The organism is Phyllobacterium sp. YR620, from assembly GCF_900104165.1.
Taxonomy (GTDB): Bacteria; Pseudomonadota; Alphaproteobacteria; order Rhizobiales; family Rhizobiaceae; genus Phyllobacterium; species Phyllobacterium pellucidum.
The window spans coordinates 1-26531 of sequence record NZ_FNJP01000007.1 but is presented as its reverse complement, the minus strand read 5'-3'; the positions used below and the strand labels follow the sequence as shown (position 1 = coordinate 26531).

Genomic DNA, 26531 nt, shown 5'->3' with positions numbered 1-26531 from the left:
CTTCTCTATTCCGCCCTTCATTCAATTGCTACGCTAGGTAGCGAGAGCAATTGCGTGTGCTTATTGGATGGCAAAGGGAACGAAGCAAAGCATGGTTGCACCCACGACTTCGAAAAAAGCGCGCACGGGCGTACCGGGACTGGATGACATTTTGTCGGGTGGCTTGAGCGAAGGGCGGGTCTTCTTGCTTGAAGGAAATCCAGGCACAGGCAAGACGACCATCGCCTTGCGCTTTCTGCTCGAAGGGGCTGCGGCAGGCGAGAAAGGCCTCTACGTCACATTGTCCGAAACCGAGGACGAACTGCGCGAGGGTGCGCTCTCCCATGGGCTAATCATCGATGAAAACATCGACGTTTACGAACTGGTACCCCCCGAAAGCCTGTTGGACGCCGATCAACAGCAAAGTCTGCTATATTCATCCGATCTTGAACTTGGCGAAACGACAAAGGCAATCTTCGAGACGTTCGAGCGCCTCCAGCCGAAGCGCGTTGTTCTCGACAGCCTTTCGGAAATCCGCCTGCTGGCGCAAGGTTCGCTGCGCTATCGTCGGCAGATACTGGCGCTGAAGCACTATTTCGCCAAGCGCAACGCAACGGTGCTGCTGCTCGATGATCTGACCTCGGACGTGCTCGACAAGACGGTGCACAGCGTCGTCCACGGCGTCATCAAGCTTGAAGAATTGGCACCGAACTATGGTTCCGAGCGCCGGCGTCTGCGCATTGTCAAATATCGTGGTCAGGCATTTCGCGGTGGCTATCACGATTTCATCATTCAAACGGGAGGCGTCGTCGCCTTTCCGCGCCTCGTCGCTCTCGAACATCGCAAGCAGTTTACACGTGACCGCCTCTCGAGCGGGATCGGAGAGTTCGACGACCTTCTCGGCGGCGGGCTCGAGCGCGGATCGAGTTGCCTCGTTCTCGGTCCTGCCGGAACGGGCAAGACCACCTTTGGGCTGCAATTCGTGGTTTCTGCCATCCGGCGCGGCGAGAAAGCGGCAATCTTCGTCTTCGATGAAGAATTGGGCCTTCTCTTCGATCGCACCCGCGCCATCGGCATAGACCTCGAAAAGATGCGCGACGAAGGCAACCTTCATATCGAGCAGGTTGACGCAGCCGAACTTTCGCCGGGTGAATTTGCACATAGGGTGAGGGAGCGCGTCGATAGCGCCAACCTAAGGACCGTGATCATCGACAGCCTCAACGGCTATCAGGCATCGATGCCCGAGGAAAACGCCCTGGTCCTGCACATGCACGAATTGCTGCAATATCTGAACCGCCAGGGTACGACCACCATTCTCACGGTGGCGCAGCACGGGCTTGTCGGCGACATGAAGGCGCCCGTTGACGTTACGTACCTTGCCGATACGGTAGTGCTGCTTCGCTATTTCGAGGCGCGTGGGAAAGTTCGGCGTGCGGTATCTGTCATAAAGAAACGCACTGGAAATCACGAGGATACCATCCGCGAATTCCGAATAACGAAAAACGGCCTTTCTCTCGGCCAGCCTCTTGATGAATTCCAAGGTGTTTTGCGCGGCGTTCCCACATTCGTCGGCAAGGCCGAACCGCTGCTGGCGTTGGGCGTAGGGGATGAAAATTCTTAACGATCATGTCACTCGGGCGCTTATACACGCTCCGATGGGCCGCGACGCGGCTGTTGCTGGGGCCATTCTTGCGGAAGCGTCAATTGCGTCAGAGGTCTGTCCGAGCCTCGACGTGCTGACCTCCCTACTTGGCGAGAGCGCCAGCTTTGTGGTGATTACCGAGGAGGCCATAAGGAACGCCGACCTGAAGCCGCTCGCGGCATGGGTTGAAATTCAGCCGAGTTGGTCGGATCTGCCATTCATAATCGTGACGCATCGCGGCGGCGGTCCTGAGCGCAATCCAGCGGCCGCGCGATTATCCGAGGTTCTAGGCAACGTGACGTTTCTCGAGCGGCCGTTTCATGCCACCACCTTTGTCAGTGTCGCCAAGACGGCGCTCAAGGCGCGCGGGCGGCAATATGAGGCCCTCAGCCGCCTCGAAGAACTTCGCGAGGGCGAAGAACGCCTGCAAACGGCGCTTCTCGCCGGCAATCTCGGCACGTGGGAACTCGATTTTGCCAACAACGGACTGATCACATCCGATGTGTTCAGGGGCATCTTCGGTCGAAGCGCCGATCAGGCACTGACCTATGACGATCTCATTGCGAGCATCGATCCTGACGACAGGCAACGTGTCCTCACGGCCATTGCGACGACGAAAGGCACCGGCCGCGATTTCCAGGTCGAGCACCGGACGGTGTGGCCGGACGGCAGCGCCCACTGGGCCGACGCGCGGGCACGCGTCGTTTCCGACAGGCTCGGCCAGCCCGAGCGGCTGGTCGGGGTATGTTCCGATATCACCAACAGAAAAATCGCCGAGGCCGAACTTGTCCAACTGAATGAGACTCTCGAGGATCGGGTTTTCAAGCGAACGCGTGAACTCGAACAGGCTCACCGCACGCTGCTTGACGAAATCCGCCAGCGCGAGGTTGCCGAAGACCAGTTGCGGCAAGCGCAAAAGATGGAAGCGATCGGCCAGTTGACCGGCGGCGTTGCGCACGATTTCAATAATCTGCTGATGGCGGTGCTGGGCAATCTCGACCTGTTGCGCAAGTCGGTTGCCGACAATTCAAAGGCGGCGCGGCTTGTCGACGGCGCTTTGCAAGGGGCGCAACGGGGCGCCGCCCTGACGCAGCGTCTGCTTGCCTTCGCGCGCCGCCAGGACCTGCAGCTCGAACCCACCGATTTGGTGGCGCTTGTCGGCGGCATGCACGACCTCCTGGCGAAATCCGTCGGAAACGGAGTTCACATCAGCTACGACGTTCCCGATGCCCTGCCGCCGGTGCTCGCCGATGCCAACCAGATCGAGCTTGCCCTCCTCAACCTCGTGGTCAACTCACGCGACGCGATGTCGGATGGCGGCGCCGTCGTCGTCAGCCTCAGGCGTGCCGACATCGCTGCGACGACCGATGACCTTGGTACCGGCGACTATATCATTCTGGGCGTCAGCGATACCGGTCTGGGCATGGCGCCGGAAACGCTGAAGCGCGCGATTGACCCGTTTTTTTCGACCAAGGAACTCGGCAAGGGAACAGGACTGGGCCTTTCCATGATTCACGGCCTTGCTCTCCAACTCAAGGGCGCGCTCCGTATGACAAGCCGTATCGGCAAAGGGACCACCGCAGAGCTTTGGCTACCGGTTACCGGTGCCGTGAAGCAAGCAGAACCTGTCAGTGAAGAGGCCAGCACCGCCGGCAGCGGCGTCAGGGCGCGCATACTGGTTGTCGACGACGACGCTCTGATCGCCATGAGCACAGTGGACATGCTTGAGGACCTCGGGCACGAGGTCTACGAGGCAAATTCCGGCGCCGATGCACTAAAATTCCTCGAAAGTGGCAAGGAAATCGACCTTTTGATCACAGACTACTCCATGCCGCACATGACCGGTGCTGAACTTGCGGAAAACGCATTGTCGCTCAATCCGCAACTGCCGATCCTTGTTGCAACCGGCTATGCGGACCTGCCGCCCGGTTCGGGAATTGATCTGCCACGGCTCGGCAAACCGTATACGCAGGCGGAACTTGCATCACAGATCGCCAAGGCGCTCGCGAAATGAGGCGGCAGGAGGGATCGGCATGACAGCGCCGGGAACCACCTTTCACACCTTTGCGTTAGTGCGTTTTGCAGGGGAGTTGCAAAGACTTAACGTCCTTAGCCATGCAATTGATCAACGCCTGGAGCTGTGGGAGCCGATATGCGCGCTGAAGAAGGAGTGTCACTTGTCAACGATCAGACATTCCTGCGCGTCGATGGTGAACTTGCCCGGCTGATCGCAGCCTACGACTGGACCTTGACCCCGCTCGGCCCAATTGACGCCTGGCCGCAAAGTCTGAAGTCGACGATCTCGCTCATTCTTCATTCACCAGTACGCTATGGGGCGAACTCGGCATCATGATCTATAACGACGCATACTCGCGCTTTGCCGGCGGGCGACACCCCCAGCTGCTCGGCAGCGAGGTGAGAAAAGGCTGGCCGGAGGTCGCCGATTTCAACGACAATGTCATGAGGGTCGGGCTTGCGGGCAAGACGCTCGCCTATCTGGATCAGGAACTCGTCCTTCATCGCAGCGGCAAGCCAGAACGGGTCTGGATGAATCTGGACTATTCGCCGCTGATCAACGAGGACGGTGTTCCCTGCGGCGTCATGGCGATCGTAGTCGAGACGACTGCGAAGATCAAAGCCGAAGAAGCCCTTCGCAATGAAACGCGCCTGCTTCAGATATTGAACCGCACCGGCGCCAATATTGCCGCCGAACTTGATCTTGGCAAAGTGGTCCAGATGGTGACTGACGCAGGCGTCGAGCTGACGGGCGCGCAGTTTGGCGCATTCTTTTACAATGTTCTCAACAAGGAGGGCGAGAGCTACATGCTCTACGCGCTCTCCGGCGTCGACAAGGATGCCTTTTCGAAATTTCCGATGCCGCGCAATACGGCGGTATTCGAGCCGACATTCAAGGGCGAGGGCGTCGTACTCTCTCACGATATTATCGCAGATCCGCGCTATGGCCGAAATGCTCCTCACAAGGGCATGCCAAAGGGCCATCTGCCGGTTCGAAGCTATCTCGCGGTACCCGTGACTTCGCGCACCGGAGAGGTACTCGGCGGGTTGTTCTTCGGACATAACGAACCTGGCAAGTTCCAGCCTGATCATGAAACGCTCCTCGTCGGCGTGGCGGGTCAGGCAGCGACAGCCATCGACAACGCCAGGCTGTTTCAGGCGGCCGATCGCGAACTCACCGTCCGGCGTAACGCGGAAGAGGCGCTGCAACGGCTGAACGCCACGCTGGAGCAGCGGGTTCTCGACGAAATCGCCGAGCGCTCGAAAACGGAAGAACAACTGCGCCAGTCGCAAAAGATGGAAGCATTGGGCCAGCTTACCGGCGGCGTTGCCCACGACTTCAACAATCTCCTGCAAATCATATCGGGCAATCTGCAACTCCTGGCCAAGGACATGGCCGGCAATGCGCGGGGCGAACGGCGGATCGAAAACGCCCTGGCGGGCGTAAGCCGCGGATCGAAGCTGGCGAGCCAGCTTCTTGCGTTCGGACGCAGGCAGGCACTCGAACCCAAGGTCGTCAATATCGGCCGTTTCATCGCCGGTATGGGCGACATGATGCGACGGACCATCGGTGAATCGATCGAGATTGAGATCGTTCGCTCCGGCGGGCTATGGAATACCATGATTGACCCGGCGCAGATCGAGAACGCGCTGCTCAATCTCGCAATAAACGCGAGGGATGCCATGCCCGATGGTGGCAAGCTGACGATCGAGGTCGGCAATGCTTCGCTCGACGATGCCTATGTGCGGCGCAATCCGGAGGCGGAAGCCGGTCAATTCGTGATGCTGGCGGTCACGGATACGGGGACGGGCATGACGCCCGCCGTCCTCGCCCAGGCGTTCGAACCGTTCTTCTCGACGAAATCGGTCGGTCGCGGCACTGGGCTGGGCCTCTCCATGGTCTATGGTTTCGTCAGGCAGTCAGGCGGTCACGTCAAGATCTATTCGGAAGTTGGCCAGGGCACGACGGTAAAACTCTATCTGCCGCGCGCGCAGCAGAACGAAGACGAATTGATCGAGACCGATCTTGGCCCGACGATCGGCGGCACGGAGACGATCCTCGTCGCCGAGGACGACGAGGAGGTGAGGGCGACCGTCGTCGAAATGCTGGGCGACCTCGGTTATCGCGTGCTCAAGGCCAAGGATGCGGCGAGCGCGCTATCGATCATCGAGAGCGGCGTTCCGATCGACGTGCTCTTTACCGATGTCGTTATGCCTGGACCGCTGGGAAGCCCCGAGCTTGCGCGCCAGGCTCGCCAGCGCCTGCCGCAGATCGCCGTGCTCTTTACGTCGGGCTATACGGAAAATGCCATCGTTCATGGCGGGCGGCTCGACCCGGGCGTGGAACTTCTTTCCAAGCCCTATCAGCGTGAGGCACTCGCCCGCAAGATCCGGCATATTCTTGCGCTGCGCCGCGAGAGGGGATAGTCGAATTCGCCTTTCGTCAGCGCCCTTTCGGATTCTCCAGGCGCTTCGCAGTCGTGCTAAAGGCCGCAGGCGCCGCCGCTTTCACTTCCTGCGCCTTCGCCTGTTTGGGTTTTCGAACTTCCTTGTTGCTACGTTGTTGACCTTTGGCCATATCGCTCTCCTGCTCGTGATGGCGGGAGCATTGACGCTCGCAAGCGCTGGCATGCCGTCAGAAAGACCCAGCGCTGCACCCAGTTAGAGAACCATTGGCAGGCGGCGTCAAACGCTAAGTTTCAAGTGCAACATATTAATCGATAACTTCGAGCAAAGCGAGCCGGCGCTCCTCTGATCCACAAGGGCCGCCGGTGCGAGATTTAGGTGGGCTCAATAAACAAGGTCGGATCGGCCGGGAACCGCTTTCCTGCGTTCGATGAGGTGTAGGGTTGATGCTTCCGATTGGCGCGCTCCTTTTCTGATAAAGCTCAGTCTTGACCTGGTTGCCCCAAGAACATATCATGAACATATGAAGAAGAGCTTGAAACAGCGGTTGGCCATCTTGTCGGATGCTGCGAAGTACGACGCTTCCTGTGCCTCCAGCGGAACGGTGAAGCGTGACTCGTCCAGGTCGGGCGGATTGGGATCGACCGAGGGCGCAGGCATATGCCACGCTTATGCACCCGATGGCCGCTGTATATCGCTCCTCAAAATTCTTCTCACGAACTTCTGCATTTTCGACTGTGCGTACTGCATCAACCGATCTTCGAGCAATGTGGAACGGGCGCGCTTTACGGTAGAGGAAGTGGTCTGGCTCACGCTCGAATTCTACCGGCGCAATTATATCGAAGGCCTGTTCCTTTCATCGGGCATCATCCGCTCATCGGACAACACCATGGAACAAATGGTCCGCGTTGCCCGGGAATTGCGCACGACCCACGGCTTTCGCGGCTACATTCATTTGAAGACGATACCCGACGCTTCGCCGCATTTGATCGAGGAGGCCGGGCTTTATGCCGATCGCCTTTCCATCAACATCGAATTGCCCACGGATTCGGGTATTGCCCGTTTTGCACCGGACAAGCGACCGGGCGAAATACGAAAGTCGATGGCCGACCTGCGGCTGAAAATCGAGGCGGCAAACGAGCCGACCCTGCAGACAAAGCGGCGTAAGCGTTTTGTCCCGGCAGGCCAGAGCACGCAGATGATCGTCGGCGCAGATGGGGCCAGCGATGCGACGATCCTGCGCGCCAGCTCGCGCCTTTACGGTGGATACCAGCTGCGCCGGGTATATTATTCCGCGTTCAGTCCCATCCCGGACGCGTCCAAGAACCTGCCGCTGATCCGGCCGCCGCTCGAACGCGAGCACAGGCTTTATCAGGCGGATTGGCTCTATCGATTCTATGGTTTCGACATTGAGGAAATCACATCGGCGCGGCCGGACGGAATGCTGGATCTGGACATGGACCCAAAGCTCGCCTGGGCTCTGGCGCATCGTGAGCGATTTCCCGTGGATATCAACCGGTCGGCGCGCGAAATCCTGCTGCGCATTCCCGGGCTTGGAACGAAGACGGTCAAGGCGATCCTTTCGGGGCGGCGGCATCGGCGCTTACGGCTCGAAGATTTGCAGCGGCTTGGCGTGTCGTTGAAAAAGGTCAAGGCGTTCATTGTCGCTGACGGCTGGTCGCCGCACCGGCTGATAGACAGTGCCGACCTCAACCACATGTTTCAAAGAAAACCCGAACAACTCGCATTGCTCTGATGCGAAGCGTCATTCTGGAGGGCAGGGGAGATTTCATCGAATGGCGCGATGCCGCGCGGCGCCTGCTGTCGCACGGCATTGAACCCAACGACGTCATGTGGAGCGATGCCGCAGGGGCATCAGACATGCTCGGCCTTTCGATCCCCGACGCTGGCGAAGCGGCGAACGGGTCCCATGCCGTCACTGCAACTGAAAGATTCATCGACCTCGCCGAAACAGTTATCTGCCACAGCAGCCCCGCACGGTTTGGCCTGTTGTACCGGATCCTGTCGCGGATGCAGAGTGACAAGAGCCTGTTGAACATGGCTTCCGACGAGGACGTGGCGGCAGCGCTGAAACTGGAAAAATCGGTACGGCGCGACAGGCACAAGATGAAGGCATTTGTTCGCTTCAAGGAGGTCGTCCACCAGGAGGCCCGCGCACGAAGACAGTTCGTGGCGTGGTTCGAACCCGACCACTTTATCGTGGAGCGTGTGGCGCCGTTTTTCCAGCGGCGTTTCACGGATATGGATTGGATCATCGCCACACCCCGGGGGTCGATGATGTGGGACGGCCAAAATCTTGTCACGTCACGCGAGCCTGCGGAAAAGTCGACTGCCTCCGATGCGACCGACGATCTCTGGCGTACCTATTACGCGAGCATCTTCAATCCGGCACGTTTGAAGCTAAAGGCAATGCGGGCGGAAATGCCGAAAAAGTACTGGAAGAACCTTCCCGAGGCAGTTTTGATACCTGAGCTCGTGGGGAACGCCGAACGAAGCGTAATGGAAATGCGACAGCGGCAGCCCACGCTGCCGCCGCTTTTCCACGATCGCTTGCAGGAAGCGACGACGCTTCGAATTTCCGGGGAGCACGAAACCCCTGTCCCGGGCTCGCTCGACGAGCTTGGATCAGAAGCGCGGCGGTGTACCCGCTGCCCGCTTCACTGCAACGCTACGCAAACCGTATTCGGCGAAGGCCCGGCCGATGCGAGGATAATGTTTGTCGGGGAACAGCCGGGCGATCAGGAGGATTTGGCGGGACGCCCCTTTGTCGGTCCGGCTGGCAAAGTATTCGACAAGGCATTGGCGGAAGTCGGCATCGATCGCAGAAACGTCTACGTTACCAACGCCGTCAAGCATTTCAAATATGTGCCGCGAGGCAAGCGACGCATTCATCAAAAGCCCAATGCCGGCGAGATCGAAGCTTGCAAATGGTGGCTGCGGCAGGAGATCGATCTTGTGAAGCCGCAACTCGTGGTTGCTCTTGGGGCGACCGCATTGGCCTCCTTGACCGGTCGGCAAGGACGCTTGACCGATGTTCGAGGCGTCCTGATGCCGCTCGATGGTACACGATCGCTTCTTGCGACGGTTCATCCCTCTTACCTGCTGCGCCTGCCGGACCTCGAGCGCCAGCACTTGGAAATCAAACGGTTTCACGCCGATCTGCGTCTCCTGGCCGAGGCGCAAGGCGCCTAGGAGTGAACCGGCAGAATACGCAATCCGGACGGGCTGATCGCAGCTTGATGAAGCGTTCCGTCCGAACACATCCAAAGACAACTTTGGGCTGCTTTACTAGGGGATGAGACGTAACGTAGGATTGCGGCAATTAGCTTGTATTAGACGAATTTTACGCAAGAATTTGTAATCAAAGCCTATGCTAGACCGGACTGAAACTTCGCAAAGCAGAGCGAGAATGAAGAGCCCCAGGCAGATGCAACCGTGCCGGAGGGTTCATTGAGCCTGACCCTGGCAAGGCTCGAAGCGCTTGCGCCGGATCAGGCATCGCTTGCGGCTGCGAAGAAACTCCTCAACCGCTCGAATTGGCCGACGCTCGCCCAGGACGGCTTTGGCCTGGTTTGGGGCGAGTGCCAGGGGTCCGGCTCCACGCCCTACCGGACAGTCGTTTCGGAAGTCGACGCCGGGTACAAATGTAGTTGCCCAAGCCGAAAGTTTCCTTGCAAGCACGGGCTCGCGCTCATGTGGATACGGGCTGAAGGCGAGGCAGCATTTGCGACCGCAGCGGCTCCCGAGTGGGTCGCCGAATGGGTATCGCGCCGCCGTGGCCCTTCTGCCGGGCCCGCCACGAACGCTGTTAATAAACCTCGGGTCTCGATCGAGGCGGTTGAAGACGCCGAGGCGCCGGCTGATCCAAAAGCGGATGCCCGCGCCGCCGCTGCCCGCGAGCGAAGCCGGATCGAGCGTGAGGCTTCCATCGCCAATGGTCTCGATGAACTGGATATCTGGCTTGGCGATCAACTGGACGGCGGTATTGCCGCGTTTCCGGCCAAAGCTTCGGCCGCATGCCGGGTGATGGCACAGCGCCTGTTTGATGCCAAGGCGCCCGGCCTGGCGCTGCGTGTTGATACCCTGTCGACGCGACTTTTTGTGCTTCCCGCACCGGCCCGTCCCACTGCGGCAATCACCGAACTTGCAATGCTGCATCTTCTGGCCGCAGCCTATCGCCGTCAGGCCGACCTCGCCGATCCACTGCGTCAGGACGTCCGCCAGATGGTTGGTTGGAACATCACGCGTGCCGCATTGCTCGATGATGAGGAGGCGCTCCGCATATCGGACACCTGGCGCGTCTGGGCTACCCGCAGCGAGATTCAGCCTGACAAGCTGCGGCGTATCGAAACCTGGCTCCAGGGCAACGACAAGCCCGCCGTTCTCATCGAATACGTCCCGGTTGCTGCAGGCGTGTCCGCGGGCGTCTATGGCATCGGCGATACATTCGATGCCGAGCTCGTCTTCTATCCGTCCAGCGTTCCGCTGCGGGCGCAGATTGCGGTGCAGACCGGGAGCACCATGCCGTCCGACGCACCTTTGAACCTTCCCGCCGAAGACCTCGCATCGGCCTACGGCCGCTATGAGGATGCGTTGATTGCAAAGCCCTGGCTCGGTGACTTTCCAGTGATGTTTCGCGCGGCCCGGCTCCGGACCTCGGGGGAGAACATCTATCTCGATGATGAAACGATCTGCCTGCCGGTGGTGAAATCGCAAGCCGATGCGGTCTGGCCGCTTCTGCAACTGGAAAACATCGACGGTGCAGGTCTTTGGGACGGCAATGAGTTCACGCTGTTCTGGGCGGAAACGATACTCGGGCGGTGGACAGCGTGAACGTATCCAGTCTGACAGATGTGATCGTGCCGCGTCTTCTCTCGGGCGCAAAGGATGGTCTGCCGCTCGACGCGGCAGGTGTTAGCGACGCCCTGCAGGCTCTCGCGCTGGCGGGCCAGGCGATGCGATTTGAGCGTCCCTTATCGCCGGAACAGTTTGATGCCGGGATACCTGTCGTTGATCACGCGACAATCGTTCCGGACGCAGCAAGAAAGCTTCTGCTGCGGCTCCTCACCCCCAAGAACCAGGCATCGAGCCGGCTGACAGCGGCCATCGTTCGCAAACTGACCGAGAGAAGGCTTCGGTTGCATCCGTTCGACCTGCCAAAGCTCGAGACCATGGTGAGGGCATATGCGGAGCATCTCGGCGCCGAAGCCCTTGCCTTTTCGCAGCGGGAAGTCCCTGTCACGCAGCAGCAGAACTACTTCGCACCCGACAGTCTGCATGATAGCAACTGGATGCATGCGACGCCCGCGGTGAAGGCGGGATACATCCAGGAACGCCGCAAATCGGACCCGGAAGCGGCGCGCGGCCTGGTGACAACGGCCTGGCAGGCGGAAAGCGCCGAAAGCCGCGTACGACTTCTCGAAGCTTTGCGGGAGAACCTGTCGGAAGCCGACGCGCCTTTTCTCAAGGGTCTCGACAAGGATCGCGCGCCCCGCGTGCGCGACCTTGCTGCAAGACTGCTCGTCCGGTTGCCCGCCTTTGAAGGGGACGATCCGCCCCTGCGCGCTGCACTGGAGTGCATCAAGGTCACGAAGTCCGGCATCCTTTTCAAGAAGAAAAGCCTCACGCTGGAGTTGCCCGCAACGGTCAGGGAAAACACCGTGATGGCCTGGCTCAACGAAACCTTCGGCCCGGTCGGACTGGATAAACTCGCCAACGCCCTGTCGCTCTCGGTGGAGGCGATGGTGGCAGCAGCCAAGCAAGACGAACTTCTGGTCGCCTTTTTGCTCATGGCCACACAGGACAAGCGCCTCGATATCGTGAAATTGATCAGCGATGGTCATCTCCATGCCAGTTGGGAGCCGTTCATGCGGCTGGAGGCTGATCTGCTGGCGCAATATCCGCCTGAGATGCGTCAGGTATGGGCCGCCTATATCTTCCGCCCGGACAGGTGGACGAACGACACTGCACGGTGGATCATAGGCCAGCTGGCGCGTTTTCTCGGCGGCGAGGCGACACAGGCCCTCTTCAGTGATCTGCTGCGATCCAAGCAATGGCAATCGTTCGGCAATGAAAAGACGTACCTCGACGCGGATATCGCAGCCAGTATGGCCATCATGTGCCCGGCACCGATGCGCTCCCTGCTTCGCACCCAGCTTGCCGCCTTCGATCCGGCGGAGTGCGGCAACGCCATCCTTTTTCTCGATCTCATGGACAAATTGGAGACCATAGATGTCTGAAGCTTTACTTCGTCGTCCTGCGGAAGAGATTTACTCGGCCGAACTGGAGGCGCTCGCGAAGGGCGACGACCGTCCCCGTCCCACCAATTGGAAGCTCTCACCTCAGGCGGTCGCTACCTATCTACTGGGCGGCGATGCTGCCGACGGAACGCCTATCTCGGCCAAATATGTCGGTAGCCGACGGCTGATCGAGACGGCGATCGCGACGCTTGCGACTGACCGGGCGTTGCTGCTGCTCGGCTTGCCGGGCACCGCCAAATCCTGGGTGTCCGAACACCTCGCCGCCGCAATTTCCGGTTCCTCGCAACGTTTGATTCAGTGCACGGCCGGCACGGACGAGAACCAGATCCGCTACGGCTGGAACTATGCGCTGCTCCTCGCCAAGGGGCCGTCGCCGGAGGCTCTGGTCAAGACGCCTCTGGTACGGGCGATGGAAGAGGGCACGCTTCTTCGGCTTGAAGAACTGACCCGCATGGGCTCGGAGGTGCAGGATACGCTGATCACCGTCCTTTCGGAAAAGACCCTGCCAGTGCCGGAGCTCGACATTGCGATCAATGCTGAACGCGGCTTCAACATCATCGCCACCGCCAACAATCGCGACAAGGGGGTGAACGATCTGTCCTCGGCTTTGAAGCGCCGCTTTAACGTCGTGGTATTGCCGTCGCCGGGCACGCTGGAGGAGGAGACGCAGATCGTCGTCAAACGCGTCAACGAGATCGGCAACAATCTCAGACTGCCGGCGATCCAGCCTGCGGACAAGGAACTCGCCCGCATCGTTGTCCTGTTCCGGGAGATCCGCGACGGCAAGACGTTGAATGGCAAGATCAAGCTCAAGACCTCGACCGGCACGCTTTCAACCGCGGAGGCGATCTCCGTCGGCGTGTCGGCATGGGCGGAAGCTGCGCATTTTGGCAATGGCCGTATCGATGCAAATGCGCTTGCTGCAAACATCGTCGGTGCTGTTGTCAAGGATCCGGTGCAGGACGGCGTTGCGCTGTCTGAATATCTCGAAACCGTCCTGCGTACGCGCGATGGCTGGAGCGACCTCTACGAAGCTATTCGCGAGGTGGTCTGAGCCGTGAAGCGCCAGGCGCATCTTTTTGGAATTCGCCACCACGGCCCGGGCTCGGCGGCCCTGTTGAAGGGTGCGCTGGATGCGCTCGATCCCGCCTGTGTGCTGATCGAGGGCCCGCCCGAGGGCGATGCGTTGATCCAGTATGCGGCGCTCCCCGGCATGAAGCCGCCGCTGGCGATGCTGTTCTACGCAGCTGAAGAAGCTGCCAATGCGGCTTTTGCCCCGTTTGCCGATTTCTCGCCGGAGTGGGTTGCGATCCAATGGGCCATCGCGCGCGCCCGTCCGGTGCGGTTCATCGATTGGCCCGCCGCTGTTTCGCTGGCGCTCGCCAAGGCCGGGCGCGAAGAGGACGCAGCAGACGCTGACGCTGAAGCGGACGAAAGCGGGAACGACGCCGGTCACGCAGGGCGCCTCGATCCTCTCGATATGCTGGCCGGCGCAGCCGGATACAGTGACGGGGAAACCTTCTGGAACGGTTTGATCGAACAATATGGTGGCGGCCAGTCGCCCCTCGACATCTTCGCCGCCATTGAAACGGCCATGACCGAACTGCGAAAGTATCCCGGCGGCTACGATGACAGGAGCGCTGCGGAGCGGCTGCGCGAAGAGCGCCGTGAGGCTTTCATGCGGATCCACATAAGGGACGCGCTGAAGCAGCACGATGGCGAAGTCGCGGTGGTGGTAGGCGCCTGGCACATCGGCGGGCTGAGCACAGCCACGTCCGCTGCCGAGGACCGTGCAATCATAAAGGACCTTCCAAAAATAAAGGTCGAAGCGACCTGGGCGCCCTGGAGCGATGGGCGGCTGAGCCGTGCCTCCGGATACGGCGCAGGCGTGGTTTCTCCCGGATGGTATCGCCATCTTTGGGACCTCTATTCGGGCGACCGTCACGATGGACCAGAGGCCTTTGCGGCGGGCTGGCAGGCCCGGACAGCGGCGCTTTTACGGCAGGAGGGGTTCGACGCTTCGACGGCCTCCGCCATAGAGGCCGCGCGCCTCGCACTCGCACTTGCAAGCATGCGCGGGATCGGCATGCCTGGCCTCGCCGAAATGCGGGATGCATCCCTTTCGAGCCTTTGCCACGGAGACGATATCCAGTTGGCGATGATCGAGCGGAAACTTTATATCGACAGCCGTATAGGCAAGATCGATAAGGCGGTTCCGCAAATGCCGCTGGCGAAGGATTTCGAGCTTTGGTGCCGCAAGACGCGGCTCAAGCCGGACGAGCAGCCGAGCGAAATAAAGCTCGATCTTCGCAGCGAGGCAGGCCTCCTCAAATCGACCTTGCTGCACCGTCTCAATCTTATCCGCGTTAATTGGGGCCGCCTGATTGACGCCGAGGCGGGCCGGGGAACCTATCGCGAGATCTGGAGCGTGTCCTGGTCTCCCGACATGTCTGTCCGCCTGGCAGAAGCCCTGGTCTGGGGGCTTACCATTGAGCAGGCCGCGGCCTCCGCAACCGTCGAACGCGCTCACAAAACGGATGGCATTGCGCAACTTGCCGAACTTGTCCGCTACGCACTGGTTGCCGATCTTCCGCAAGCCGCCAGCACCTGCATCAACCTTTTGCAGGCGACCGCCGTGCATAACAACGATATTACCGACGTGATGAACGCCGTCGCTCCTCTCGTGCGTATCGTACGCTACGGCACCGCCCGTAAGCTGCCGGAGTTGGAATTGCGTGCCCTGATCACGGCGCTTAGTGCAGAAGCTAATGCCGGTGTCCGCGTCGGTTCTCGCCAACTCGACGACGAGGCAACCTTGCAGCGCTTGAATGCAATGCGCGCCTACGACGAAGCCGTCGGCTTTTTTGGGGATTCAGGACTGCTCGAGGATTGGCGGCGTCAACTCGCGCTTATGGTCGATGATGCGCAATCCCTTGCGCCTCTCATCGGTTTCAGCCTGCGCCGCCTGCATGATCTCGGCCTGTGGGATGAGTTGCAGGTGTCGGCTGCCTTCTCGCGGCATGTGCTTGGTGAAATGCCGTCCCGCGCCGGCGCTTTCATCGAAGCTTTCGTTGCCGGGTCCGCGGACGTGCTTATTCAGGACCAGACGCTGCTCTTTCTGATCGACGAGTGGCTTTGCGGACTGGACGAGGAGACTTTCGTCGAGAGCCTGCCGCTCTTCCGACGCGCCCTTGCCGGCCTTGATTCCGTCGGCCGAAAGCGAGTGCTTGAGCGCATCGCGGGCGGCAGAAAGGAGCGGAGGCCAGTGCGATCCGTGAGCGAAGAGAATCCCGCCTTCGAACGCGCGCTCCCGCTGCTGAAGCAAATCCTGGGAATAAGCGCATGACTTCGGAACAAATCCGCCGCTGGAAACTGGCACTTGGCGATGACGACATGGATGGACTTGGCGAACGCGACCAGCGACTTGGCCACGCGCTGTCTGCTCTCTACGCGTCGGAGACGCGGGGGAAGCGCGGCGGGCTCGGTGCTTCTTCCCCGAAGGTCTCGCGCTGGCTCGGCGATATCCGCGAATTCTTCCCCGCACCGGTCGTGCAGATTATCCAGAAGGACGCCTTCGAACGTCTCAATCTGAAGGCACTGATGCTGGAGCCGGAATTCATTGCGACACTGGAAGCAGATGTGCATCTCGTGGCCGATCTCATCTCGCTGCGAGGCGCGATGCCCGAAAGGACGCTGGAGACCGCCAGGATGGTGATCGACAAGGTCGTTGAGGAACTGATGCAGCGCCTTCGGGCAAAGACCGTTGAGAAATTGTCCGGCGCTCTCAACCGGTCGCGGCGGACACGTCGGCCGCGGCACGCCGATATCGACTGGCCGCGAACGATCCGTGCCAATCTTCGCCACTACCAGGAGCGCTACAACACGGTGGTGCCGGAGACGCTGATCGGTTTCGCCCGCAAGACCCGCACGAGAGCCGATCTCGATCACGTCGTGCTGTGCGTCGATCAATCGGGGTCGATGGCGACATCCGTCGTCTATGCGTCGATCTTTGCGGCGGTTATGGCGTCCCTGCCGGTTCTTTCAACGAAACTCATCTGCTTCGATACGGCTATCGTAGATCTGACGGAGGAGCTGGCGGACCCGGTAAAGGTGCTTTTCGGGGTTCAACTGGGGGGTGGCACCGATATCAATGCTGCGCTTGCCTATTGTGAGACCAAAATCGACCGGCCAGGCAAGACGCACCTCGTTCTCGTCACGGACCTCTGCGAGGGCGGGCATGCAGCGTCGATGCTGGCGCGCGTAGCGGCATTCAAGCAGGCGGGCGTCAACGTAATCGTGCTGCTGGCGCTGTCCGACGACGGCCGGCCGAGCTACGACGTGCGCAATGCCAGCGCGATCGCCGCGATGGATTGTCCGGTCTTTGCCTGCACGCCGGATCAATTTCCGGATATGATGGCATGCGCCTTGACGCGGCAGGACATCGGACAATGGGCAAGCGCAAACGGCATCGACCTCGTGCGCGCGGCCTCGTAGTAGGTTGACTTTGTATATTCTTGAACCATATAAATACAAAGACAACCACTGGAGGTCGCGATGGCCCGCGAACATGCTGCGCCGACCCTGACGCTCAATATTCATGCTGATCCGAATTCCGTCCAGGCGGCGTTCCTGCGACGGGCAATGTCAGCGCTGGAGCGCATCTCCGCAAATGCGTCGGCGAAGACGTTGACGGATGCGCTTGCCGCCCCGACCGACGCCGGCTCGCTTGCCCAGCTACTCAGCCGCTCGGATATACTGGGATCGGCGGTGACCGATCTCGATCCACTGGTCCCGGCGCTCGCCCGGAATGTCGAACATCGCCAGCGGCTGCTCAAGCTTGCGGGCGGCGTATTGTCCGCAGACGAAGCGGGCCGAATCCTTGGCATCACCAGACAGGCGGTCGACAAGAGACGGCGGTCGAACACAATGCTGGCTGTTCGCGAAGGCGGCGACTGGCGCTACCCAGCCTGCCAACTCAATGAGGGTGAGGTGATTGCCGGGATCGCCGATGTCGTGCGTGGCCTTGCGTCGGCAGGTCCGTGGGCAACTCTCGACTTCTTGCTTGCTCCCGACACAGTGCTTGGCGGTCGATCGCCACTTGAGGCGCTGCGGCACGGAGAGGTGGACGCCGTCTTGCGGCTTGTCCGCGCTGATGGATCGGATGGCTTTGCCTGATGGCGGCAAGCACTGATCAGCGTGGCCCTTCCGGGGCCGCGCCGCCACCGCCTGCCTGGCTCGACACAAAGCCCTTGCCAATCGACCTGTTGCCTGCCGGAACGGTGCTGCATCGCATCCACCGTTCCACACTTGCCCCCGTCTTCTTCGGACCGGGAAAAGGCAGCTCGCCAACAAATCGCTTCGACAGCGCCGGCGGCCGCTTCGGAGTGCTCTATGTGGGAATGTCACTAAGCGGGGCACTGGCGGAAACGATCCTGCGTAACCCGCAACGGCTGATGGTGCCCGCGTCCGAAATTACCAGTCGAGCCGCAACCGAACTCAGATCGCAACGCGATCTTCGTATCGTGCGGGTGCACGGAACGGGGTTGCAGGCGCTGGGCACGGACAACGCGATTTCCACAGGGCCATATGAGCCATGCGGGCAGTGGGCTGACGCACTATGGGATCATCCCGACCAGCCTGACGGACTGGCCTATCAATCGCGACACGATCCCGGCGAGATCTGCATAGCGCTGTTTGAGCGTCGGGACCTGACGATCGCGATTGACAGGACTAGACTCCTGACAGCGATTCTGAAGGATGTCGCGGTCCTGCTCGACCGCTATGGGAAGTCGATATCGCCCAGCGCATGAGGCCTGTCCGGTGGCAACATGGACCATTGACGCTGGAGAAGAGGGGAGCGCCTTTTGAAAGCGCTCCCTGTCGAATCAGGCAGCCATCGCTGCCGGGTTCAAAGCGCCTTCCGCCAATGCGGTCAAAGCTTCGTCGGTTTTCGTTTCTTCCTGTAAAGTGGTGACGAGAAGCTTCTGTGCGTCCTTTAAGCCAAGCTCGCCGGCCCAGCGGGCCAATGTCCCATAGCGGGCCATTTCGTAATGTTCGACGGCTTGCGCGGCTGAAGCCAGGCCCGCATCGAGAGCTGGCTGCCCCTTGAAATCTTCGAGGATTTCGTCGCCTTCGGCGAGGATACCTTCGATAGCATCGCAAGTCTTGCCACGTGCCGGCTTGCCCAAAATCTCGAATACCTCCTGGAGACGTTCGACATGGATTTCGGTCTCGCCACGGTGCTTCTCAAAAGCGGCTTTTAGGTCGGGCGAGGTTGCGCCACGTGCCATCTTGGGCAATGCCTTCAAAATCTTGCGCTCGGCGTAGTAGACGTCTTTCAACGTTTCATGAAACAATGTTTCGAGTGTTTTGTCGGCCATCAGTGTGTTCTCCTAGTGGGATATCTACAGGCTTCCAACGCGGGAGATACACTAGCGTTCCGTAACACCGCGCGATGGCTTGCCGATATCTGGTCACAAGGACCGCGATCTCAGAGATCGCGCCGCCGCTAATCTCCGGTCTGTTGATTAGCCGCCATAACTTTCTTGGATTCAGGGGACCCGCGATACCGCAGAAAGATGGACAGAACGACAAGCATGGCAGTCGAGAAGAACTCCGATTGCCAATTTTGAAACGACTCGAACCAGAACTGGGCGTTGCCCATATAGCTCAACGGCGTTAGCGCCGCCTCCCCGTGCAAGGCGGCCTCAGAGTTGTAAGTGGCGAGGCTTGCGAAGAAATGCCCGGCGAAGGACAAGCCGAATAAAGCCAACAGTGCCAATCCCAGGGAATGATCGTAAATCCAGCTTCCGCTGCCGGGGTCCTGCTTTTTTTCAGGCTTGTCAGGATCGCGCGATTCAGAAGAGCCCTTTTGAAAAAGATAAGCCGTCAATACGACGTAGGTCGCCATCTGCAACCACTCGCTTTCCCAGTTCTCAAACAAAGCGGACCAGAATGCCTCATCGGACAGGTAGCCGGTCAGAGACAGGAGCGCTTGCCCATGAAGACTCAACTCCTGGTTTTGTTGCCGCCAACCGGACCAGATCATGCCGACCACGCTCCCGGCAAAGGCCAGAAAAAGCGCAATTGTCAGCCCATTGTTTCGCAGGAAACGCATTCAACCCTCTCCGACCGATCTTAAACGTCGACGTGTATTGTCTTAAGTTCTTAACGGCACGATTCCTGGAACGTTCCGCACCGGACATGGCAGAAGCCGGACGGGAAGCGCAGTACCGGGCCTCCAGAATTTCAGCGGTTTCCAACTGTTGAGACGGTCTTCGGTTGAACGAAAATAATCGCATGGTGGCTTTATGCCGAGATCGTTGCAGCCGGTGATCGCGATCGGCCAGCAAGCACCGCCGATTATTTCGCCGGTGCACGCCTGTCACGTTCATTCGCTTTTGCATCTGTCTTGAATGTCGCGTCACCATCCGACTTTCCCGAAAGCACCCGGGGGTTCGCACTTACGACGCCGTCATTGTCCGAACCGTGGCCCGTGCGGGCAAATTGTCCCTTGGCGTCCGCCTTTGGGGTCTTCTGGGAGTCTCGGTTTTTGCCAGTGTTTGACATCGGTATCTCCTTTGAGCAGCAACTTACGACCGTTGCTTTTGGTTCCCGCCCGGGTCTCCTTGCAGACCAAGCGGATAGCTCATCGCAAAGAGACCGGCGGCGCTGGACTAGTTGCGGTCAACAAGGCTTAATACCGAGCGGGGATGGCTCGGGGGATGCCGATCATGAAATCACCGCAGCAAATGGATGGTAGTGGCGATGTTCTCGACGCTGTTGTCATCGGGGCCGGCTGGGCGGGCCTCGGTGTAAGCTATTGGCTGGCACGACGGGGCTTGCGCCATAGCGTGGTGGAGCGTGGTCGCATAGGAGAGACGTGGCGCACGCAGCGGTGGGATGCCTTTCATATGAATACGCCCAACGTGCAGACTACAATGCCTGGAGACCGGTACGAGGGTAAGGATCCGTACGGCTGCCTAACGCGCGACCAGTTCGTCGCCCTGCTCGAGGACTTCGCCGGGAGAAACGGCCTGCCTATCGAGCCCGACACAGCAGTGAGCGAACTTACGCACGAGAATGGCAACTATCGGCTGACCACCTCACGCGGCACACATCGGGCGGGCAACGTGATCATCGCAAGCGGCAGCCTCAATCGTGCGGTGCGTCCGGTCTCGTCGGATGCGATGCCGCCTGATATTTATCAGGTCGACGCTTCGGGCTATCGAAGTGCTGCCGATCTGCCGCGTGGAGCGGTTCTGGTGGTTGGAAGCGGCCAATCAGGGGCCCAGATCGCTGAGGAACTGGCGCAAGCGGGTCGGACGGTGTTCCTTGCGACGAGCCGCGTCGGGCGGCTCCCACGGCGTTACCGCGGGCGCGATATCATGATCTGGCTGGATGAAAGCGGGTTTCTCGACCTGCGGCGAGAGGAGATCATTCGGTCGGCCGGACGCATCCCGGCGCGTGGTGTACTCGGGTCGGAGCACACGATAAGCCTTCAGGCGCTCGCCGCCCAGGGGATTGTGCTTCTCGGGCGATTGACAGGTGTTGTGCATGGCCGCCTCGCTTTCGCCGACGATGTCGAAGCAAATGTTCGCTTTGGAGACGAAGCCTCGGATAGTGCCAAACGCTTTATCGATGAATATATCGCCCGAGCCGGTATCGATGCGCCGGTTCCGGTTCCTGACGCAGCGGAGACGGTCCAGTGGCATCGGCCGGATCCCGCCATCAATTCGCTCGATCTTGCCGGGTTCGGTATCACGAGCGTGGTGTGGTGCACCGGCTTCAAGGGCGATTTCAGCTATGTGAAACTTGCAGCTGCGCTCGACGCTGCCGGACAGCCGATTCACAAGGATGGCGTCGGGGTCCTCCCGGGCCTCTACTTCGCGGGACTGGATTTCGGCTCGACACGCAAGTCTGGCATCATATTGGCGGTCGCCGACGAAGCAACTCGTCTTGTCGAACACATTCTGGGACGTTCGTGATCCGTTGGCATTCACGAGAAGCTGCACTGCCCTCAGTACTCTTTGTTCCTTATCGCCCTTATCGTTGCTATCCCCCGCAAGCCTTCCTTGTTGCCGGTCGCCGCAACGGCCTCAAAAATGCGCAAGGCATCGGCGAGCCGGTTCAACTTCATGTAGGAATAGCCGCGCAGGATCATGAGGTCGGTGCGTTCGGGAGCGATCCGCGCCCGCTGGTCGAGTGCGAGGATGGCCTCGTTCGGACGGCCGGCGTTGAAGGCCTCCGTTGCGCGCGACGAAAGCAGTGCGATGTCGAGTTCGATCTGGCGGGATTGCTGCTGGCGAGCCTTTGAGGCGGCCACCGCGGCCTTGTCGCTGAGACCGGCACGCAGATAGGCAAGGCTTTGGCCATAGGCTGCGTCGCTCCGCTGTGCCTCAGACCGGCTCAGGAGGCCGCGTTCGAATGCTGCGGCTGCCTCGAGTGGGCGATTGATATCCATGAGGCACCAGCCACGCGACAACGCGTTCTCGGGTGAAAGAGCCTGCGGGTCGATCGTTGTCGTGCAGCCGCGGACCGAACGCGCGCCGGCATTGTTGGTGGCCGCGCGCGTCGCTTGACGCGGACGCGCTTCCGGCGATCTCGGTCGGGGCGCCTGCTCGGTTTGGAGTGCAGGCTGCTCGTATGCGTCGGCTCGCTGGCGGGAAATGGTCTCGGCGACCTGGTCCGCCAGCGTCCGAGGCGCCGCCGGTGGGCTGGCAGGGGAAATCGGGGCTGGCATATCCTGCAGCGCAAGCGGCGTGGTCAGGGTCGGCCGCAGTTGCGTTTGCTCCAGCGTGTCGCCGAACCGCTCGGGCGAGGGCGCTAGCCCGGGTTGCCGCGTCTTGCGCTGTTCACCGAGCCGCGCGATGCGCTCCGAGCGACCAGCCCAGCGCCGCTGGATCGCCGCTACGCCTGCCGCATCACCGAGCTGTTGGCGCGTCAGTACGAGCCCGTAGGAGGATGGTTCGTCGTCCGGCTTCCACTGCAGGGCCATCGAGAACCAGCCTGAAGCGGTCTCGAACTGATTGAGCAGATAAGCGTACCAACCGAGCTGCTGCGCGGCATTGGCATCCTTTGCTTCCACGACCTCCGGCACCATGCGCTGCAGGATCGCAGGCGCAATCTCCACCGGCGGGTCCTGCGCCAGAAGATTTGCCACGGCAGCCATGTAGACCGCCTTCGTGTCGTCCGAGCTGTCGCGCCATTCGTACATGACTGCTTCGGCTTCTGCCGGGCGCGAGCGCGCGATCATCGCAAGTGCGAAGCCTTGCGCGGATGACGGCGCGCTTTCGCGATCATATGAAAGCTTGAACCATTTTTCTGCCGCCTCGAAATTATTGCGGCGCAGATAATACCAACCGAGGATAAGCGGATCGGAAGGCCCCGTTGTAGCGGTCGCAAGTTTCTCCACCCGCTCGATATCGGGCTGGGGTACGACAAGTTTCGGGTCAGACCCTGCGTCGGCGATGGCTTTGCGCGCAAGGTCGTCGCGTATCGAATCGAATTCGCTCTTCCCGTCGGGCAGGATTTTGGCCTTTGCCAACAACGTGTCGAGATCGGGCCGCGTCAGGAGCGGCAGCGCCTTCTGCACCGTCGCAAGCCGTTCAGCCGGATCGGTACAGGTCTCGAGGATATATGCGTAGGCAGCTTTCGCACGGGCCTCGCGATCGGTTTTGGCGAAAGCTTCGGCCGTCCGCCACAGCACGTCGATCTCGCTGCAGGTCATCAGACTGTTATGGGCCGCGCCGACGCGGATCACCGTATCGTACTGCTTCAGGTCGGAGGCATTGATCAGTTGCTCGCGCGCTTCGGCAAGGTCCAATCGGTCCATCAGATCGGCGGGCGGTGTCCAGCCTTGTTCTGTACTCTGCCTATCCTGCACGGCCTTGCGCAATTCGGCGAGTTTGCCGTCGGCATAGAGCTTCCACATGGCATCGAGCGATGCATCGGTCTGAACTGGCACGGCGAGGGGATCGGCGGGGGGTGTCCAATCGGGGTAGAGCGCCCGCAACCGGGCGATCTCCGCCGCCAACCGGCGCTGATCGCCCTGGCGGGCAAAATAACGCAGCGCGGTTTCATCGACTTTCGGCGTCGTCGCGGGAGCAGGCGGCTGCTCCGGTGCAGGCTGCGTGCGGCGAGCAGGCGTTCGGCCGGACTGCGCGATGACATATTCACCGGCTGAATCCGCTTGGGCGGAACTGCCTTTTGCGCCTCCCATCAGCGCCGACCGGATCGTCTCTCCGGCCGTCGCCGACTCCGGCAGATAGCTTTGCTGAAGCGCAAAGGCTGCGGCGCAAGCGACCATCAGGGGTGCGATGATGAGGACCGGCTTCTTCATAAACATTCCGGATGCTGACTATGGGCGAACGAAAGCGATAATAAATGCAGCGTTGACGGGTAGTATAGAGACGGTTCGAACGAGCGTACGGCCTCCGGCAACTTTACCTTGTCCAGCACGCAAGCGACGAGTGCCGGAATGATCGCATACCCCGCGTCGGAGAGCGTTTCCTTCACATTTCCGCTGTCGCTGTCGGTAATGACCACCTGGCCGCTTTCCGAGGTCATGCCCTTGCGCAACCTCGTAAGCAATTCCCGGTCGTAGATGCGGGCACGCATAAGGTAGAGGGGAATGCGCAAGGCGTTGTACCCAAATTCCGCGGGAAATCCCTTGGCGGGCTTTAACTGGGTTTTGGCTGACATCCAGTCTGTGGGCAGCGACCGCGGACCGGCACTGGCCTTATTGAGAAGCCCGACGCCGGTCATGCTCAATTGCATCCAGTCTGTCGTCTTGTCGATCGAGGCAAATTTCGGAAAGGCCTCGAAGACCCAATAGGACAGGTTGATGATCGGACCGTCAGTGCGGTCGGATTCCGAAAATCCCTTGGCACCGGGCAGCAGGAGAAGGCGGTCCTGCCATTTGACAACGTTCGATTTGCCGATCCCGCCGATAATCGTTTTTGCGGCGCCGATGAAATCGTTGCGTTCCCACTCGCCTCCCGCCAGCAACAGGGCATAGGCGATCAGAATATCGCCATCGGAGGCATTGTTGCTGTCGGCAATGTGCGGTTTTGCCGAGGGATCCCATTTCCACATGGCAAGACCGTCGTCGCGCAACAAAAGCTCGGTTTTTGTAAATGACCAGATCAGATCGAAATCCGCCTTGCTATTGGCAAGATATGCGAGCAGCAATCCATAACCCTGGCCTTCACTATGGCTGATATTGCCGTTCGCATCATCAATCACCCGTCCACCTGCATCAATGAAGCGTGATTTATAGGCGGCCCAATCCGCTGGTTTCACGGTTCCCGACAAGTTTTGCGCCATCGCAACTCCGCTGCCGGCCCAGGCGAGCAAAAGACATAGAAGGCAGGCATAGGCTCTCATATGCGCCTCCCGAGATTTGCCAGCATCCGCGAGGTCGCGATGCCAAGCACGCTGGCAAGGACAACAAGGATTAACGAAAACCACAATATATTGCCGGAAAGCCAATTGGCGATGACCAGTCTCATGTTCGAAAATGACAGCGGCTGTGACTGAACAAAGGTGTAGTTACCCACCGGGACCATCTGCATTTCGTCGGTGCCGGCTTTGTAGATGGAAATATGGCCCTGGAGTTCGGGCCAGTGATCCTGCCGCGTCAGGGCGCGGACGCCCTCGATGAGATTGTCGTCTGTTGCCGACGTTGCCACTGTCCACACCCCGTCGCCGTTCGGATTTGGCCGTTGGGCAACGAGGAGCGTAGCGGCAGGTTCCGGCGTATAGGGCGCATCGCTCTCATCGGAGGTCATGAGGCTCGCCAGGGAAATGTTGAACGTGCGGTTCAGCCAGTCGTCAAAAGAAGAAATCTGGCCGCGCCAACCTCTACCGGAAAGCCGCTCGCGCCACTCGTTGAAGTCGCTTTGGGTATTTTCCTCTGGTGCCGGTTCGACATTGCCTTTGACGGCGCTCCAGATCGTCCGAGTGTTTTCGGAAATCCCGGTCTGCGTCAGGACACTCGATTCGATTTGCGGGATGGCGCCGATAAACAGGGCATTTGAATTCATGGCGGAATTCGCGGTAGCCCTCGGATCGACCTCCATCGGCCGTCCGGCAGCCACGGCCATGCGGGCAAGCAGCGTTGCGGCCGCCGACAGGCTTTTTTCCCCGGCGTTGTTCATCACGACAGGCAATGGCTTGCTCGAACGGTTATAGGGGAAGCTCGTTCCGCTCAAGCCGGCAAGGTTGGGGAGGGTACCGATCCTGGCAAAACTTGGAATGACGAATTCAGACGAATCGAAGAGCGCGAACCGCGTCGTCGAGGATGCGTTGGATCCAGGCGCGCAGATGGAATCCGTCTTGGTGGTAAGCGCGGCCTCGATGGTGATCAGGTTCACGCCGGGCCGGAAGTGCCGCATGGTGAAGCTGATCGGAAAATGCCGCAGGATTTCGCCGCCTGAAGTGGTTATCGGTAGCGTGGCGGCAATATTGTCGTTGACGTAAATATTGATCTGACTGCCCGGCAAAACGTCTTCCGAGTAGGCGGCGTCGAGGAGAATGGTCGCCTTTCCATACTCGTTCGCGTAGAAATCCGAAGGAACGCCAATTGCAAATTCCGTACGCAGCCGGCGTCCGGTGAAATTCTTCGTATCCACCCCAAGTTCGCTGAGCTTTACCCGCGATGAAGAAATGAAAAGCGGCACGTCGGGTGACCGCCATGTCTGGGTAGAAATGAACGTCCGCGGCACGCTGAGATCGCGCTTCAGCGGGTCGACGAACCCGGCAACCGCATTGGTGACAGATTGCCAATCGGCGCCGCGAAAGCGGAGTATCGAACTGCCGTTTGCAGGGTCGTCCACGAATGCCACGCCAGGCGCCGTTCGACTGTCTCCTGCCCACGGCGCGAGGGATTGCAGTTCCTCGTCGGTACCAAGAAGGACCGTCAGCGCACCGGGCGACTGCTCTGCCGGCAGGGTGGACGAGACCGTCACCGTCTGGTTCGGCATATTGGCAAGGATCGCCAAACCCTGGGCTGTGTGAAGCATGGGAGCCGTCGCTTGGGTGCGGTCAATGGCGGGAACGACAATGTTGAACGCCGTTCTTCCGGTCCCGTCGACACCGATTGCACGTATGTCGTCCAGCTTTTTGAGCCTGCGCGGATTGTCCCCGGTGAAAGAAAGATAAGTCTTTGACGGATCGACTTCAGTCCACAATTCGTAGGTCGATTG

At 60.1% G+C, this 26531-nt stretch carries 19 protein-coding genes and 1 pseudogene; 13 read left to right on the top strand and 7 right to left on the bottom strand.

Annotated features, from left to right (window positions below; all coding sequences use genetic code 11):
* Window positions 1–91: 91 nt before the first annotated feature.
* From BLR72_RS19900 to BLR72_RS19890, 3 genes and pseudogenes are all read left to right on the top strand, one after another.
* Window positions 92–1600: an ATPase domain-containing protein gene (locus tag BLR72_RS19900; RefSeq protein WP_091951665.1), complete on the top strand. Its 1509-nt coding sequence runs from the start codon at window positions 92–94 to the stop codon at window positions 1598–1600.
* Window positions 1587–3635 (top strand): PAS domain-containing hybrid sensor histidine kinase/response regulator, encoded by a 2049-nt coding sequence (locus tag BLR72_RS19895; protein ID WP_091951365.1) that lies wholly within the window; start codon window positions 1587–1589, stop codon window positions 3633–3635. Before BLR72_RS19900 ends, BLR72_RS19895 begins: the two co-directional genes overlap by 14 nt.
* 138 nt (window positions 3636–3773) lie before the next feature.
* A pseudogene (locus BLR72_RS19890) lies at window positions 3774–6058 on the top strand (ATP-binding protein); the annotation flags it as partial.
* Between the two features lie 22 nt (window positions 6059–6080).
* Here BLR72_RS19890 and BLR72_RS22835 read toward each other — a convergent pair.
* The gene (locus BLR72_RS22835; RefSeq protein ID WP_280140141.1) at window positions 6081–6215 is read right to left on the bottom strand and encodes a hypothetical protein; all 135 of its coding nucleotides are present in this window, start codon (window positions 6213–6215) and stop codon (window positions 6081–6083) included.
* A 351-nt stretch (window positions 6216–6566) separates the two neighbouring features.
* On the opposite strand from BLR72_RS22835, the gene BLR72_RS19885 reads away from it, so the two are divergent.
* The 9 genes from BLR72_RS19885 (at window position 6567) to BLR72_RS19845 (ending at window position 18134) form a co-directional block, all read left to right on the top strand.
* Window positions 6567–7799: a putative DNA modification/repair radical SAM protein gene (locus BLR72_RS19885; RefSeq protein ID WP_091951363.1), complete on the top strand. Its 1233-nt coding sequence runs from the start codon at window positions 6567–6569 to the stop codon at window positions 7797–7799.
* Window positions 7799–9256, top strand: coding sequence for a UdgX family uracil-DNA binding protein (locus tag BLR72_RS19880; protein ID WP_091951361.1), 1458 nt, complete (start codon window positions 7799–7801; stop codon window positions 9254–9256). Before BLR72_RS19885 ends, BLR72_RS19880 begins: the two co-directional genes overlap by 1 nt.
* Before the next feature lie 258 nt (window positions 9257–9514).
* On the top strand, window positions 9515–10897 hold the full coding sequence (locus tag BLR72_RS19875) for an SWIM zinc finger family protein (RefSeq protein ID WP_091951359.1): 1383 nt from the start codon (window positions 9515–9517) through the stop codon (window positions 10895–10897).
* Window positions 10894–12303, top strand: a complete 1410-nt coding sequence (locus BLR72_RS19870) for a DUF5691 domain-containing protein (RefSeq protein ID WP_139202560.1) — start codon at window positions 10894–10896, stop codon at window positions 12301–12303. The genes BLR72_RS19875 and BLR72_RS19870 overlap by 4 nt, the downstream gene beginning before the upstream one ends.
* The gene (locus tag BLR72_RS19865; protein ID WP_091951356.1) at window positions 12296–13378 is read left to right on the top strand and encodes an AAA family ATPase; all 1083 of its coding nucleotides are present in this window, start codon (window positions 12296–12298) and stop codon (window positions 13376–13378) included. Before BLR72_RS19870 ends, BLR72_RS19865 begins: the two co-directional genes overlap by 8 nt.
* A 3-nt stretch (window positions 13379–13381) precedes the next feature.
* A complete protein-coding gene (locus BLR72_RS19860; RefSeq protein WP_091951354.1) occupies window positions 13382–15670 on the top strand; it encodes a DUF5682 family protein in 2289 nt (762 codons plus the stop codon).
* Window positions 15667–16818: a VWA domain-containing protein gene (locus BLR72_RS19855; RefSeq protein ID WP_091951353.1), complete on the top strand. Its 1152-nt coding sequence runs from the start codon at window positions 15667–15669 to the stop codon at window positions 16816–16818. The genes BLR72_RS19860 and BLR72_RS19855 overlap by 4 nt, the downstream gene beginning before the upstream one ends.
* Window positions 16819–16878: 60 nt before the next feature.
* Entirely contained in the window at window positions 16879–17499 is a 621-nt protein-coding gene (locus BLR72_RS19850) for a MerR family transcriptional regulator (RefSeq protein ID WP_091951351.1), read from the top strand.
* Window positions 17499–18134 carry an RES family NAD+ phosphorylase gene (locus tag BLR72_RS19845; protein WP_091951349.1) on the top strand — a complete coding sequence of 212 codons (636 nt, stop codon included), beginning with the start codon at window positions 17499–17501 and terminating at the stop codon, window positions 18132–18134. The genes BLR72_RS19850 and BLR72_RS19845 overlap by 1 nt, the downstream gene beginning before the upstream one ends.
* 75 nt (window positions 18135–18209) lie before the next feature.
* Here BLR72_RS19845 and BLR72_RS19840 read toward each other — a convergent pair whose 3' ends face one another.
* The 3 genes from BLR72_RS19840 to BLR72_RS19830 form a co-directional block, all read right to left on the bottom strand.
* On the bottom strand, window positions 18210–18704 hold the full coding sequence (locus BLR72_RS19840) for a YciE/YciF ferroxidase family protein (RefSeq protein ID WP_027232762.1): 495 nt from the start codon (window positions 18702–18704) through the stop codon (window positions 18210–18212).
* 128 nt (window positions 18705–18832) lie between these two features.
* The gene (locus BLR72_RS19835; protein ID WP_091951347.1) at window positions 18833–19441 is read right to left on the bottom strand and encodes a DUF6766 family protein; all 609 of its coding nucleotides are present in this window, start codon (window positions 19439–19441) and stop codon (window positions 18833–18835) included.
* Window positions 19442–19686: 245 nt separating this feature from the next.
* Window positions 19687–19893 carry a hypothetical protein gene (locus BLR72_RS19830; protein WP_091951345.1) on the bottom strand — a complete coding sequence of 69 codons (207 nt, stop codon included), beginning with the start codon at window positions 19891–19893 and terminating at the stop codon, window positions 19687–19689.
* A gap of 164 nt (window positions 19894–20057) precedes the next feature.
* Between BLR72_RS19830 and BLR72_RS19825 the strand changes: the two genes are divergently transcribed.
* Window positions 20058–21311 (top strand): flavin-containing monooxygenase, encoded by a 1254-nt coding sequence (locus BLR72_RS19825; RefSeq protein WP_348271831.1) that lies wholly within the window; start codon window positions 20058–20060, stop codon window positions 21309–21311.
* Between the two features lie 32 nt (window positions 21312–21343).
* Here BLR72_RS19825 and BLR72_RS19820 read toward each other — a convergent pair whose 3' ends face one another.
* From BLR72_RS19820 to BLR72_RS19810, 3 genes are all read right to left on the bottom strand, one after another.
* Complete coding sequence (locus BLR72_RS19820) at window positions 21344–23665, bottom strand: tetratricopeptide repeat protein (RefSeq protein ID WP_091951341.1); 2322 nt, start codon at window positions 23663–23665, stop codon at window positions 21344–21346.
* A complete protein-coding gene (locus BLR72_RS19815) occupies window positions 23662–24651 on the bottom strand; it encodes a glycosyl hydrolase family 8 (RefSeq protein WP_244506776.1) in 990 nt (329 codons plus the stop codon). The genes BLR72_RS19820 and BLR72_RS19815 overlap by 4 nt, the downstream gene beginning before the upstream one ends.
* Window positions 24652–24707: 56 nt before the next feature.
* Window positions 24708–26531: cellulose biosynthesis cyclic di-GMP-binding regulatory protein BcsB (locus tag BLR72_RS19810; protein WP_091951337.1), on the bottom strand; the 1824-nt coding region annotated here is incomplete at its 5' end.

Coding starts and splice junctions, on each gene's coding strand:
- BLR72_RS19895 (WP_091951365.1), top strand. CDS start 1,587: ATGAAAATTCTTAACGATCATGTCACTCGGGCGCTTATACACGCTCCG.
- BLR72_RS19840 (WP_027232762.1), bottom strand. CDS start 18,704: ATGGCCGACAAAACACTCGAAACATTGTTTCATGAAACGTTGAAAGAC.
- BLR72_RS19900 (WP_091951665.1), top strand. CDS start 92: ATGGTTGCACCCACGACTTCGAAAAAAGCGCGCACGGGCGTACCGGGA.
- BLR72_RS19885 (WP_091951363.1), top strand. CDS start 6,567: ATGAAGAAGAGCTTGAAACAGCGGTTGGCCATCTTGTCGGATGCTGCG.
- BLR72_RS19835 (WP_091951347.1), bottom strand. CDS start 19,441: ATGCGTTTCCTGCGAAACAATGGGCTGACAATTGCGCTTTTTCTGGCC.
- BLR72_RS19825 (WP_348271831.1), top strand. CDS start 20,058: ATGAAATCACCGCAGCAAATGGATGGTAGTGGCGATGTTCTCGACGCT.
- BLR72_RS22835 (WP_280140141.1), bottom strand. CDS start 6,215: ATGGCCAAAGGTCAACAACGTAGCAACAAGGAAGTTCGAAAACCCAAA.
- BLR72_RS19855 (WP_091951353.1), top strand. CDS start 15,667: ATGACTTCGGAACAAATCCGCCGCTGGAAACTGGCACTTGGCGATGAC.
- BLR72_RS19815 (WP_244506776.1), bottom strand. CDS start 24,651: ATGGCGCAAAACTTGTCGGGAACCGTGAAACCAGCGGATTGGGCCGCC.
- BLR72_RS19830 (WP_091951345.1), bottom strand. CDS start 19,893: ATGTCAAACACTGGCAAAAACCGAGACTCCCAGAAGACCCCAAAGGCG.
- BLR72_RS19820 (WP_091951341.1), bottom strand. CDS start 23,665: ATGAAGAAGCCGGTCCTCATCATCGCACCCCTGATGGTCGCTTGCGCC.
- BLR72_RS19880 (WP_091951361.1), top strand. CDS start 7,799: ATGCGAAGCGTCATTCTGGAGGGCAGGGGAGATTTCATCGAATGGCGC.
- BLR72_RS19850 (WP_091951351.1), top strand. CDS start 16,879: ATGGCCCGCGAACATGCTGCGCCGACCCTGACGCTCAATATTCATGCT.
- BLR72_RS19865 (WP_091951356.1), top strand. CDS start 12,296: ATGTCTGAAGCTTTACTTCGTCGTCCTGCGGAAGAGATTTACTCGGCC.
- BLR72_RS19845 (WP_091951349.1), top strand. CDS start 17,499: ATGGCGGCAAGCACTGATCAGCGTGGCCCTTCCGGGGCCGCGCCGCCA.